We start from the raw sequence: 11976 nt of genomic DNA on the forward strand, positions 1-11976 counted from the left end.
CACCTGAGTGCCGGACCCTTCCTCTTCAGTAGCGGGGACAGGATTTGAACCTGCGACCTCTGGGTTATGAGCCCAGCGAGCTACCGAGCTGCTCCACCCCGCGTCGATGAACACCACCCTACGGGGTGCCGGCGCTCACACCAAATCGATGCGATGGCCGCCGCGCGCACGGGGCGCCGGGAGGTTTGGCGGGGGCGCCGCCGCGCCAGGTAGGGATCATGAGCACATCTGGATCAGGACCGAACACGGCAGCGAACGCAATCCCGGCCGTCACCCTCTCCGACGAGGTGCGGGACGCCGTCGCGAGCGGCGCGCCCGTGGTGGCGCTGGAGTCGACGATCATCGCGCACGGCCTGCCACGGCCGCGCAATTTGGGGGTGGCACGCGAGCTGGAGGAGATCGTCCGGGAGCAGGGCGCGGTGCCCGCGACCGTGGCGGTACTCGACGGGGTGCCGCGGGTGGGGCTCACCAAGGAGCAGGTGGAGCGGGTCGCCGAAGACGCGTCGCTGCGCAAGCTGGGGTTCCGGGACCTGGCGCCCGCGCTGGCGGCGGGTGCGAGCGGGGCGACGACCGTGTCGGGGACGGCGTTCCTGGCCGCGCGGGCCGGAATCCGGGTGTTCGGTACGGGCGGCCTCGGCGGGGTGCACCGCGACTGGGTGACCGTGCAGGACGAGTCGGCCGACCTGGGGCTGCTGGCCAGGACGCGGATCACGGTGGTGTGCGCGGGCGTGAAGTCGATCCTGGACGTGCCCGCCACGCTCCAGCGGCTGGAGACCCTGGGCATCGGCGTACTAGGCTTCGGCACCGACCGCTTCCCCGGTTTCTACCTCAGCGACTCCGGTGAGCCCGTGGACTGGACGGTCGAGTCCGCGCGGCAGGTCGCGGACGTGATGGCCGCGCAGGACGCGCTGGGCGGGCACGACTCGGCGCTGATCGTCGCCAATCCGGTGCCGCGGGAGCTTCAGCTCGACCCGGAGCTGCACGACCGGGTGCTGGCGGACGCGCTCGCCGCCGCCGAGGCCGGGGGTGTCACGGGACAGGCGATCACGCCGTTCCTGCTGGGCTACCTCACCGAGCACACCGGCGGTGCGTCCCTGGAGTCCAACCTCGCGGCCGTACGCGGCAATGTCCGGCTCGCGGCCGGGATCGCGGTGCGCTGGTCGCAGCGCGCATGACCGGCGACAGCGCCGGACCGGGCGACGGGACGGGACCGGCGGACGACACGAGACGGTCGGACGGCACGAGACGGTCGGACGGCACGGGACGGTCGGATGGCGCGAGACCGTCCGACAGCGCCGGACCCGCCGCCGTGGAGCCGGTGCCTCCCGGACTCCTCGTCGTCGGCGATGTCGTCACCGACGTGGTGGCGCGGCACGCGCGGCCCCTCGCCGCCGACACCGACACCGCCGCCCGGATCGCGGTGCGGCCGGGCGGCGCGGGGGCCAACGTGGCCTGCTGGGCGGCCGGTCGGGGCGCGCGGGTGCGGCTGCTGGCCCGCGCGGGCGCCGACTCCGCCGACTGGCACCGCGCCGCGCTGGAGGCCGCGGGCGTGGAGCCGGTGCTGCGGGTCGACGACGAGGCGCCGACGGCCGTGGTGATCGCCCTGGTCGACGCGGCGGCCGAACGGACCCTGGTCACCGACAGCGGCGCCGCCTTCCGGCTCGGCCCCGCCGACTGGGACGACGCGCTGCTGGACGGCATGGGGCACGTCCACCTCTCCGGCTATCTCTACTTCTCCGAGTGGGGACGCGAGTTGGCGGCCGTGGTCACCGAGGCGGCGCGCGCCCGGTCGCTGCCGGTGAGCGTCGATCCGGCCTCCGCCGGTTTCCTGCGCGAGGCGGGCGTGGCCCGTTTCCTGGCCGACGTGGCAGGTACGGATCTGCTGCTGCCCAACGACGCGGAGGCGGCGCTGCTGTCCGGTGTGCCCGAACCGGCCCGCGCGGCGGCCGAGTTGAGCGCGGCGCGCGGCGGCGGCATGGTCGTGGTCACCCTCGGCGCGGGCGGCGCGCTGGCCGCCGTGAACGGCGAGGTGACGGTACGGGTGCCCTGCGTCGCGGCCGTCGCGGTGGACACCACGGGCGCCGGAGACGCCTTCACCGGCGGCCTGTTGGCCGCCCGTCTCGCGGGCGCGGACCTCGCCGCGTCGCTCGCGGCGGGCTGCCGCACCGGAGCCGAGGCGGTGACCGTGGTTGGCGGGCGGCCGGAGACGTAATGGCGGCCGTCGGACCGCGCCCCCGCCGTCACGTCGCGGACCGCCCGACCGGCGCCGTCAGATGGCGTCCCACGGCGCGGATTCGTACAACTCCCCCACCCGCGCCAGGAGTTCGGACCGCGTGGGCAGCGGCACGCCGTCGATCTCCGAAATGACCGCCGTGCCGCGCGAGTTGGCCAGGAAGGCGCCGTCGTACGACCCCACGTCGGTGAGCCGCAGCGGGCGGCGGTCCTGCGGGACACCGGCCCGTACGAGTTCACGCTCCAGGATCTGGAGGGTGATGCCGCGCAGATGCGGGGCGGCGTCCGGCCAGACGACGGTGTCGCCGTCGATGAAGCCGACGTTGGTGATGGCGCCCTCGGCGATCTCGCCGCCGGGACCGGCCAACAGCGCCTCGTCGTACCCCCCGGCGGCCACCTGGCGGCCGAAGTACGCCTGCCCGAAGCCGCCGACGTGCTTGAGGTGGGCGGCCGGGCGCTGGTAGGGCACCGACTTGAGGCGCTTGAGGCCGGGTTCGACACCGGCGGGCGGCCGGACGGCGACCATGACGGCGACCGGCTCGTCGGGGCCCTCCACCGGCTGGAAGACGTTGACCCGCACGGAGGCGTCCGCGCGCCCCGACCCGGCCAGCGCGTGCCGCACGTGCGCCCGTACGCGCTCGCCGTCCAGGCCCGCGCCGAACAGCTCCCGCGTTGCGGCGTCGAGGCGTTCGACGTGGAACGCCAGGCCGCGCACCTTTCCGCCGCGTACCTGCATCGCCGTGAAGTGGCCGTAGCCGCCGAGCGCGGGCGCGATGGCCTCCACCGTCGCGGCCCGGCCGTCGATCTCGATGAACGGTGATTGCGTCATGACCTCACCCTAGGCACGCCCGCCCTTCCGGCACACAGGCCCGTCAGCCGGCCAGCGCGGCCGTCAGGTCCAGCTCGACCAACTGCGCGGTGAAGCCGAGCTGTGCCACCCCGAGCAGGGTGCTCGCGGTGTCGAAGGCGCCGCCCAGCGGCGAGGCGTTCAGCGCGTCCCACACCGTGGACAGCGTCTCGCGGTCGTCGCTCACCACGTAGATGACCGAGCGCACGACGTCGCCCGGCCCGGCGCCGACGGCTTCGAGCGCCGTCAGGGCGTTGGCGGCCACCTGGCGGGCCTGGGCGGCGTAGTCGCCGCGGCCGACGATCCGGCCCTCGGCGTCGAGCGGGCACTGACCGGCGAGGTAGGCGGTCCGCCCGGCCGCGACGACGGTGATGTGGTGGTAGCCGGGGGTCTGGTGGAGGGCGGGAGGATTGACGCGGGTGATGTGGGCGCTCATGGGTGGTGAGTCTGCCGGGGCGCGGGGGCCTGGGCCCACTCGTTTTCGGCTCCCGGACCGCGCGGGCGGCTCGGGCGGTCCGGGAGTCCGGGCAGCCCGGCCACCGGAGATTTGGCCGGGGGCCGTCGCGGTGTCGGTGGGGGGTGGAATCATGTGCCGCAGCGGACGGGCCCGGCATCCGTGGTGACACGCGCATCGGCCGCATCGGGACCGGCATCGGAATCGGAATCGGCGGGAGACGGGGAGCCATGGACGCGGACGGGGGTGTCGGACAGGAAGAGGCGGGTGCGCGGCAGGCGCCGGTCGGCAAGCAGGCGCGGAAGGTGTCCGGCCAGGCCGCGAAGCTCGTCGCCTCGGCTCGTACGGTCACCGCGGACCACACACGGGTGCGCGCGGACGTGCGGGCCGCGCTGGTCCCGCTGCGGGAGGTACGGGTCCGCCGCGAGCTGGACGGCATCCCGGTCGCCCGGCTCAAGGACGTCACCGAGGGCAGGCTGCGCCTCGGCGCCATGGAACAGGCCGGGTACGACACGGTCGGCAAGGTCTACGGCGCCCGGTCGTACGAGCTGCGGCAGGTCCCCGGCGTGGGCGCGCAGAGCGCGGACCAGGCCATAGCGGCGGCGCGCCAGATCGCGTCGGCGGCCGAGGAGCACGTGGCCGTCCGTATCGATCCGGCCGACCGGGACGACCCGGACACCACCGCCCTGGTGATGGCGCTCAACCGGCTGGTCAACGCGGGTCCCGAGATTCCGCGGGCCGTGGAGACCGCCGCGCGCGTGGACGCCGAGCTGACACCGCTGCTGGCCGCCGCCCGCCCGGCGGGCGCCCGGCTGCGGATGCTGCTGGCGGGCAGGCTCGGGCGGCTGCGCGCGCAGGACGCCGTGCGGCGGATCGAGGAGCTGCTGGCGGAGCACGCCGCCGACGGCACCGGGCTGCTGCTGACCCAGGCGAGCACCGACCTGCTGCGCCCGGCGGCGCCCGCCGCCGAGGCGTGGCTGGACTTCGAGGTCAGGCCGTCGGAGTACACCGTCCTGCTCGCGGAGATCGCCGAACTCGCCCCGGACATCGACGCGGCGGAAGGCTTCCTGCCGTCGTCGGTCTCCGAGCGGGTGCGCGGACAGCGACTTGACGACACGCACCGCCGGGTGTCGCTGCGCGGCTACCAGGCGTTCGGCGCGCGCTTCGCTCTGGCCCAGCGGCGGGTGATCATCGGCGACGAGATGGGCCTGGGCAAGACCATCCAGGCCATCGCGGCCCTGGCCCACCTGCGGGCGGAGGGCCGTACGCACTTCCTCGTCGTCTGCCCGGCGAGCGTGCTGGTCAACTGGTCGCGGGAGATCGAGTCGCGCAGCGCCCTGGACGCGTACCGGCTGCACGGCCCGTACCGGAAAGCGGCGTTGGCGGACTGGGTGCGGGACGGCGGCGTGGCCGTCACCACGTACGACGCGCTGAGTTCGCTGGACGTGCCCGAGGGGGTGCCGCTGGGGATGCTCGTCGTGGACGAGGCGCACTACGTGAAGAACCCGGACACCCGCAGGTCGCGGACCGTCGCGCTGTGGACGGCCAGGACCGACCGCGTGCTGTTCCTGACCGGCACCCCGATGGAGAACCGCGTCGAGGAATTCCGCAGTCTGGTGCACCACCTCCAGCCCGATCTGCTCCCCCACATCCGGCACAGCGACGCGGTCGCGGGCTCGCAGGCGTTCCGCAGGGCCGTCGCCCCGGCCTATCTGCGCCGCAATCAGCAGGACGTGCTCACCGAACTGCCGGAGCTGGCGCAGTCCGACGAGTGGGAGGAGTTCAGCCGTACGGATCTGGCCGCCTACCGGACGGCGGTCGCGGAGGGGAACTTCATGGCGATGCGGCGCGCCGCCTACGCGGCGCCCCATCGTTCGGCGAAGCTCCAGCGGCTGCGCGAACTGGTGAAGGAGGCCGAGGAGAACGAGCTGAAAGTCGTCGTCTTCTCCTTTTTCCGCGATGTGCTGACCACCGTGCACGACGCGCTCGGCCCGGCCGCCTTCGGCCCGCTGACCGGCGCGGTCGCCGCCACCGAGCGCCAGGAGATGGTCGACGCCTTCGCGGCGGTGCCCGGCCACGCGGTGCTGCTCAGCCAGATCCAGGCGGGCGGCACCGGGCTGAACATGCAGGCCGCCTCGGTGGTGATCCTCTGCGAGCCGCAGGTCAAGCCGACCCTGGAGGCCCAGGCCATCGGGCGCGCCCACCGCATGGGCCAGATCCGCCACGTGCGCGTGCACCGGCTGCTGATCGCCGACAGCGTCGACCAGCGCATGCTCGACATCCTCGGCACCAAGCAGGTGCTCTTCGACGCCTACGCGCGCCGCAGCGACCTCGCGGAGTCGACTCCCGACGCGGTCGACATCTCGGAGCAGTCGCTCGCGCGGCGGATCGTGGAGGAGGAGCAGATGAGGCTGTCCCTCACCAAGTGACGGGGGCGCGCGGCGAGGCGCCGTAGAGGGCGCCCGAGGAAGCCGGGGGCCGAGGGGGGCGAGCGTCGCCGGGAGGCCGAGCCCGCCGGGGGCCGGGAGACGCGGGGGGCTGGGGGCCGGGGGCCGTAAATCGCGTTCGTCGTGCCGGACCTCTGCGGTACCGTGATCAGGTCCTGTTGTCTCCGATAGAGGTGGACGTTGCGCATCTGAGGTCCGCGATCATCGCGCGGTACGGCCTTCGCTTCGCCGTATACGCGTCACGTGGCAGTCGGCGTTCCCGCCGCGCCGTGACGTCCGCGCAGATGCGACCTCGGTGCCCCGGGCCGTCCGTCACCTCACGGAGGCCCGCACCCTCCCGCTGTCCGGCCAGGTCGCCGCGTGGTGCTCGCATACGAAGCCCCCCATCCACCGCGCTTTCGACTGCGAGACCCACCATGGCCCATCCCACCGCCACCCCGCCCGGCGCGTCCCTGACCTGCTCGGGGCTGTCCTTCCGGTGGCCGGACGGCACGCCCGTGTTCGACGGCCTGTCCCTGACCATCGGCCGCGGCCGGACCGGGCTCGTCGGCGCCAACGGCACCGGCAAGTCCACGCTGCTGCGGCTGCTCTCCGGCGAACTGCGCCCCGCGCGGGGCTCGGTGAGCGTCGGCGGCACCCTCGCCTGCCTGCCGCAGAACATCACACTCGACACCGGCCTCCGCGTCGACCAGGCGCTCGGCATCGCGGAGCGGCGGGCCGCCCTGCGCGCGATCGAGGCCGGGGACGTGGACGAGGAGCACTTCGAGACGGTCGGCGACGACTGGGACGTCGAGGAGCGGGCGCTGGCGACGCTCGGCACGCTCGGTCTCGGCGGCATCGGCCTCGACCGGGCCGTCGGCGAGATGTCCGGCGGCGAGACCGTACTGCTGCGGCTGGCCGCGCTCCTGCTGGAGCGCCCCGATGTGCTGCTGCTCGACGAGCCCACCAACAATCTGGACCTGGTGGCCAGGCGGCGGCTCTACGAGGCCGTCGACTCCTGGCGCTCCGGCGTGCTGGTCGTGGTCAGCCACGACCGTGAACTGCTGGAGCGCGTGGACCGGATCGCCGAACTGCGGACGGGTTCCGTGAACTGGTACGGCGGCGGCTGGTCGGCGTACCAGGAGGCACTGGCCGCGCAACAGGAGGCGGCCGGACGGACGTTGCGGGCCGCGGAGGCCGATGTGCGGCGGCAGAAGCGGGAGTTGGAGGAGGCGCAGATCAAGGTGGCCAGGCGCCAGAAGCAGGACAAGAAGCTGGACGCCCAGCGGCGGGCGCCGCGGATCGTCGCGGGCGAGAAGAAGCGGTCGGCGCAGGAGTCGGCGGGCAGGCTCCGCGGCGTGCACGAGGACCGGCTCGACGAGGCGCGCGAGCGGCGCGAGGAGGCCGCGGACGCGGTCCGTGACGACGCCGAGATCCGGGTCGACCTCCCCCACACCGCCGTGCCCGCCGGCCGTACGGTCCTGAGCCTGCGCGCGCTGCGCCCCCGGTACGGCCGGCTGCTCGACGGCACCTTCGAGCTACGCGGCCCCGAGCGCGTCGCGCTGGTCGGACGCAACGGGGCGGGGAAGACCACGCTGCTGCGCACCCTCGCCGGTGAGCTGGCGCCGCTGTCCGGCGAGGCGGTCGGTCACGTACCGCTGCGGTTCCTGCCGCAGCGACTCGACGTGCTGGACGAGGAGTTGAGCGTCGCGGCGAATGTGGCCCGGCGGGCGCCCGGCGTCACCGACAACCACATCCGTTCCCAGCTCGCGCGGTTCCTCTTCAAGGGCGCGCGGGCCGAGCAGCGCGCGGGCACCCTCTCCGGCGGCGAACGCTTCCGCGCCGCGCTCGCCGCGACGATGCTCGCCGCTCCCGCGCCCCAACTCCTCATGCTGGACGAGCCCACCAACAACCTCGACCTGGCCAGCCTGCGTCAACTCACCGGCGCCCTGGACTCCTTCGAGGGCGCCCTGCTCGTCGCCAGCCACGATCTGCCGTTCCTGGAGTCGATCGGTGTGACGCGCTGGCTCCTCGTCACGGACGAGCTCCAGGAGACCACCGCGGAGGAGGTCCGGGGACTGCTCGGAGCGGCCGAGGCGTAGGGACGGGCATCAACCGGGACGAGACCCGCAAACCCCGAGCCCGGAAACCCTGAGGCTGCCGAGGTCGCTGAGTGCCTTGGCGTACCTCGGACCGGGAAGCCGACCGGGTCGCCGCCCGCTCAGGGCTGGATGTTCTCCAGGTCCTCCAGGAGACCGGGGTGCTTCGGCTCCCAGCCGAGCACCTTGCGGGTGTGGGCGCTGGACGAGGGCTGGTCGGCCGCGAAGATCGGGCCGAGAGTGCCGTACGTCTGGGCGGGCACGGACTCGACCGGCAGGTTCAGCCGGCGGCCGATGACCGCGGCGATGTCCCGGACCTGATCGCCCTCGTCGGCCACGGCGTGCCAGGCGGTCCCGGCCTCCGCGCCTTCCAGCGCGAGCCGGAAGAGCACCGCCGCGTCGAGCGCGTGCACGGCGGGCCAGCGCTGGGTGCCGTCGCCCGGGTAGCCGGAGACGCCGCTCTGGCGCGCGATGTGGGTCAGCAGACCGGCGAAGCCGCCCGCGCCCTCGTTGTGGACCGTACGCGGCAGGCGCACGGCCGAACTCCTGACCCCGCGCGAGGCCAGGTCCAGGACCGCCGTGACCGCCCGACCGCGACCGCCGACGGGTCCCTCGGTCGGCACCGGGTCGCTCTCGACGGAGGCGCGGCCCGGCACGTAGGGCGTGCCGGAGGCGGTGACGAAGGGGCGGTCGCTGCCGACCAGCGCCTCGCCGAGGGCCGCGAGGGCGGCGGTCTCCTCGGCGACCGCGTTCGCGACCGCTTCGGCGCTGCTGAAGTCGTTGGCGAACGCCAGGTGGACCACCCCGTCGGCGCGCCCGGCGCCGGTACGCAGGGCGTCCAGGTCGGCGAGGTCTCCCCTGATCGCCTCGGCCCCGGCCGCCTCCGCGGCTCGCGCGGACGCGTCGGAACGGGTGAGTGCGAGGACGGTGTGGCCGTTGCCGAGCAGTTCGGCGACGACGGCGGAGCCGATCAGACCGGTGCCGCCGGTGACGAAGACGCGCATGGAAACACTCCCACAAGTGACGGGACTCTTGTCCCATCACCGTAACAGACTGATGGGACAAGAGTCCCGTCAGATAGGATGACCTCATGAGTCGGTGGGAACCAGGGGCGCGCGAACGCCTTGTCGTGGCCGCCGTCGACCTGTTCACCGAGCAGGGGTACGACGCCACGACCGTCACGCAGATCGCCGAGCGTGCCGGGGTCACCAAGAGCACCTTCTTCCGGCACTTCCCCGACAAGCGCGAGCTGCTGGTCGCGGGGCAGGAGACGCTGAGCCGGCTGCTGGCCGAGGGAATCGCCGAGGCGCCCGCGGACGCCAGCCCGCTGGAGGCGGTCGCCGCCGGTCTCGCGCGCGCCTCGACCGCGATGGGCCCCATGAACCGCGACTTCGCCCCCCGCCTCAAGGCGGCCGTCGCCGCCAGCGCCGAGCTCCAGGAACGTGACGCGCTCAAGAGCGTCAGCCTCGCCAACGCGATGACCAGCGCCCTGGCGGCGCGCGGGATTCCCGGTCCGACCGCCGCCCTCGCGGGCGAACTCGGCCTCCTCGCCTTCAAGCGGGGTTACGCGGTCTGGTCCGAGGGCGACCGCGACGCCGGGGACGACCTGGGCGGGCACCTCGTCACGGCCCTCGATGAGCTGCGCGCGGCGAGCGCGTCGCTGGGCTGAACCGGAGACAGAATACGGTCACTTGCCCGCGCCGACCGCATTCATGTGGATCTGAGCGGTCTGGACGTTCTCGTCGGGGTTGTCGAGCGGGATGTTGATGGTCGCGCCGACGCTCGTGGAGTGGGTCTCGTTGGGCGGCGTGACGGTCATCGTGGTGAAGGTGTAGCCGCTGCCGCCGCTGCTGTTGAACGGGTAGTACAGGACGGCTTCGGTGCGCTCGCCGGGAGCCAGCGTGACGGTAGGCACCTCGCTGCCGGGGCGGCGGGCGACGTTCACGGTGTCCGTGCCGCTCTTCAGGTCGATGCCCGCGAAGCCGTGCATCGTGCAGGAGCCGGAGCCGGTGTTCTTGAAGTGGATCAGCTCCATGCCCTCGCCCGAGATGCCGTGCTCGGCCGAGATGGCCAGGTTCGAGGTCTTGCACATGGCGCCGGCCGCCGACCCGGCGTTCGAGGAGCCGCCGTTCGACGAGCCGCCGTTCGACGACCCGGAGCCTCCGGTCGTACCGCCGGAACCGCCGCTGGAACCGCTGCTGGAGCCGTCACCGGAACCACCGGAGGAGCTGTCCTGGCCGGGCGCGGCACTGGGCGACGCCGTCGTACCGGAGGCGCTGGAGTCGTCGGGGCCACAGGCCGTGAGCGACATTCCGGCGGCCACGACGACGAGGGCGAGAACCGAGAGCCTCTTGCTGCTGCGCATTGCTACTCCGTAAGTCGGGTGCCGGCCCGCCCGTCGCGGACCTTCTGCGCTGATGGAGGCACCCGGCAGGGGCGGCGGTTGCGCGGGGAATCCCACCGGGACGCCCCCGTGACACGCGAGAAGCATGATCAAGACAGACGGAATGCGGTCGTCGCATCCGTCACACGAATCCCCGGCGGCCCGGTGGGCACGTCGCCGCACCGGGCCGGTGGTCACTCGTCGTAGGTGATGTTCCCGTGCTCGTCCATCGTGGGGTGGATCTTCGACGGGCCGTACGGGTCGACGTCGGAGGGGCGGGGCGGCTCGGGGCCGTCGGCGCCGACCCGGATCAGCCGCGCGACGCGGGCCACAGAGAACTGCCGGCCGCCGACCTCGAGTTCGTTCGCCCGGCCGGCGGCGCGGAACTCCTCGGCGGCGCGGGCGTAGTCGGCCTCCTCGTCCGCGTCCAGCTCGTACATCCGGGGCCACATGGTGGTCAGCGCGTCGGCCAGGGCCCGGCGGGCGGCGTGCGGGGTGGCCAGGATGTTGATGGCCGGCTCCCAGCCGACGTCCGTCCGCTCGACCACCCGGAACGCCGCCGGGAGCAGGACGACTCCCGGATGCGTCCGCAGCGCGGACCGTGAGTCGGCCCGTACGTCGGCGGGGTAGCGGAGGCTGCGGTAGTGCAGGTCGCGCAGCGCGAGGCGTTCGGCGCTCGCCATCACCCCGGTCGCGGCGGCGTGGTCGATGACGACGTCGCCGTCCAGCTCGGGGTCCGCGGCGCGGTCGTCCCAGTCCAGGACCGCGGGATCGGGGTCGGTGGGGCGCGGCGGCTCGACCTTGCCGTCGTGGGTGTAGAAGAACTCGTCGCCGCGGACGACCCGGTAGCGGGTCCCGGCCACGGTCAGCTCGTCGAGGGGTTCCGACTCCAGGCGGTCGACCGCCGACAGCAGTTCCCGGCGCAGCGCCGGGTCGTCGGTGTCCTCCTTGGCCCGGAACCAGAGGCGGGAGTTGAGGGCGTCGCGCGACGCCTGGGGGAAGCCGTCCGTCATGGGGGTCAGCAACCGCCATCCGACGTCGCCCGGTGCGCACGCCGCCAGGGCGAAGAGCGGGCCGCGGACGATGTAGTGCCCGTACCGCTGCGCGGCGTCTCTGCGGTCTGCCTCGGCGGCCAATTCGACGGGGTGGCCGCCTAGTTGGACGTTCATGATCAGGTTCTCTGACGCTGTGGGTTCGTCCCCGCTCATGGAGCCATTGTCCCCACACCCGAGCGGCGGCTGTCAGCGAATTGCCTGATACCGCACACCACACGTACGCGACATCGTTGTCAGCAGAGGGCTGAAAAAGGCCGCCCGAAGGCGGCCTTGTCAGGAAAACCATGGGTGTCCGAGGGGGGACTTGAACCCCCACGCCCGATAAAGGGCACTAGCACCTCAAGCTAGCGCGTCTGCCATTCCGCCACCCGGACGGGGTGTGCAACCGCGACCCGCGGGGTCGTGGTGACGGGGTCAACGATACCAAGGATTCGGAGTGCTTCTCACCTGGGATTGCGGCGGGCGGTCCGGCCGGGTGCG

The 11976-nt window shown here is 73.4% G+C and carries 9 protein-coding genes, 2 tRNA genes and 2 pseudogenes; 6 read left to right on the top strand and 7 right to left on the bottom strand.

Features of this window, described 5'->3' with window-relative positions:
* Window positions 1-29 precede the first annotated feature (29 nt).
* Window positions 30-103: transfer RNA gene (locus tag ACIOC1_RS20665), tRNA-Met, on the bottom strand.
* A gap of 115 nt (window positions 104-218) precedes the next feature.
* Here ACIOC1_RS20665 and ACIOC1_RS20670 point away from each other — a divergent pair.
* Together ACIOC1_RS20670 and ACIOC1_RS20675 are read left to right on the top strand one after the other, a co-directional pair.
* Window positions 219-1175, top strand: coding sequence for a pseudouridine-5'-phosphate glycosidase (locus tag ACIOC1_RS20670; RefSeq protein WP_391051373.1), 957 nt, complete (start codon window positions 219-221; stop codon window positions 1173-1175).
* Between the two features lie 143 nt (window positions 1176-1318).
* Window positions 1319-2212: a carbohydrate kinase family protein gene (locus ACIOC1_RS20675; protein ID WP_401855902.1), complete on the top strand. Its 894-nt coding sequence runs from the start codon at window positions 1319-1321 to the stop codon at window positions 2210-2212.
* Window positions 2213-2269: 57 nt separating this feature from the next.
* Here ACIOC1_RS20675 and ACIOC1_RS20680 read toward each other — a convergent pair whose 3' ends face one another.
* Together ACIOC1_RS20680 and ACIOC1_RS20685 are read right to left on the bottom strand one after the other, a co-directional pair.
* Entirely contained in the window at window positions 2270-3061 is a 792-nt protein-coding gene (locus tag ACIOC1_RS20680) for an aminotransferase class IV (protein WP_401855904.1), read from the bottom strand.
* Between the two features lie 43 nt (window positions 3062-3104).
* Entirely contained in the window at window positions 3105-3515 is a 411-nt protein-coding gene (locus ACIOC1_RS20685) for a RidA family protein (RefSeq protein ID WP_401855906.1), read from the bottom strand.
* Between the two features lie 248 nt (window positions 3516-3763).
* Here ACIOC1_RS20685 and ACIOC1_RS20690 point away from each other — a divergent pair, with 248 nt between their 5' ends.
* The 3 genes and pseudogenes from ACIOC1_RS20690 to ACIOC1_RS20700 all read left to right on the top strand — a co-directional run.
* Window positions 3764-5962, top strand: a complete 2199-nt coding sequence (locus ACIOC1_RS20690) for a DEAD/DEAH box helicase (protein ID WP_401855908.1) — start codon at window positions 3764-3766, stop codon at window positions 5960-5962.
* A 434-nt stretch (window positions 5963-6396) separates the two neighbouring features.
* A pseudogene (locus tag ACIOC1_RS20695) lies at window positions 6397-7014 on the top strand (ATP-binding cassette domain-containing protein); the annotation flags it as partial.
* Window positions 7015-7419: 405 nt separating this feature from the next.
* A pseudogene (locus ACIOC1_RS20700) lies at window positions 7420-7879 on the top strand (ATP-binding cassette domain-containing protein); the annotation flags it as partial.
* A 301-nt stretch (window positions 7880-8180) separates the two neighbouring features.
* On the opposite strand, the gene ACIOC1_RS20705 reads toward ACIOC1_RS20700, so the two are convergent.
* Window positions 8181-9062 carry an NAD-dependent epimerase/dehydratase family protein gene (locus ACIOC1_RS20705; protein WP_391163729.1) on the bottom strand — a complete coding sequence of 294 codons (882 nt, stop codon included), beginning with the start codon at window positions 9060-9062 and terminating at the stop codon, window positions 8181-8183.
* An 86-nt stretch (window positions 9063-9148) separates the two neighbouring features.
* Between ACIOC1_RS20705 and ACIOC1_RS20710 the strand changes: the two genes are divergently transcribed.
* Complete coding sequence (locus ACIOC1_RS20710; protein WP_391163728.1) at window positions 9149-9727, top strand: TetR family transcriptional regulator; 579 nt, start codon at window positions 9149-9151, stop codon at window positions 9725-9727.
* Between the two features lie 18 nt (window positions 9728-9745).
* On the opposite strand, the gene ACIOC1_RS20715 is transcribed toward ACIOC1_RS20710, so the two are convergent.
* From ACIOC1_RS20715 to ACIOC1_RS20725, 3 genes are all read right to left on the bottom strand, one after another.
* Complete coding sequence (locus tag ACIOC1_RS20715; protein ID WP_401855911.1) at window positions 9746-10423, bottom strand: DUF4232 domain-containing protein; 678 nt, start codon at window positions 10421-10423, stop codon at window positions 9746-9748.
* Between the two features lie 212 nt (window positions 10424-10635).
* Window positions 10636-11649: a DUF5954 family protein gene (locus ACIOC1_RS20720; RefSeq protein ID WP_355339361.1), complete on the bottom strand. Its 1014-nt coding sequence runs from the start codon at window positions 11647-11649 to the stop codon at window positions 10636-10638.
* A gap of 136 nt (window positions 11650-11785) precedes the next feature.
* Window positions 11786-11870: transfer RNA gene (locus ACIOC1_RS20725), tRNA-Leu, on the bottom strand.
* Window positions 11871-11976 lie beyond the last annotated feature (106 nt).

Source organism: Streptomyces sp. NPDC088197 (assembly GCF_044741185.1).
In the GTDB taxonomy this organism is placed as follows: Bacteria; Actinomycetota; Actinomycetes; order Streptomycetales; family Streptomycetaceae; genus Actinacidiphila.